At 62.7% G+C, this 507-nt stretch carries 1 protein-coding gene; it reads right to left on the bottom strand.

The genetic code is table 11. The features are described from left to right. Nucleotides 1-507: hypothetical protein (locus J5224_RS35420; protein ID WP_264629439.1), on the bottom strand; the 507-nt coding region annotated here is incomplete at both ends.

Below are 507 nucleotides of genomic sequence, written 5' to 3'. Positions count from 1 at the left end.
GCGACACGCCAGCGTCTGATACAGCAGCCAGCCGTTGGCTAACAGATTGACGGCGGCGTCTGGCGTGTTGACGATGACCGTATCAAGCATCTGGTGCCAGTAACGGTGTACGTCGGCCAACTCGCTCTGGGCGGCCGTTTCGTTCAGGTAGCGCGCGATCAGCGCTTCGGCTTCCTGCGGGTTGTTGCCGATACCCAGTGCGAACACCAACGTCTGTCGATCGCCGTCGATCAATGTGACAACCGACTGCACGGCGGCACAGGGATCGAACCCCGCGCCGGTTTTCTCCGACAGCGCGCCCTGTGCCATGGCCGCCGGGCGATAGCGCGATCCGTTGCGTCCGAGAAACTCACGCCGATCGGCAGTAAAAGTACACTGCGCGCCGCTGACGGCGAAAAACGCCGTCTGCTCAGAACCGTTGCTGCCGTAATGGTTTGTGGCAAGAATTCCGCAGCCTTGGTGCACGCAGGCCGGACGCGTCACGACGTGCAGCGCGCTGGAAAGGCG

It is taken from the genome of Candidatus Symbiopectobacterium sp. NZEC135 (assembly GCF_025962695.1).
This window is presented reverse-complemented; position numbering and strand designations above follow the sequence as displayed.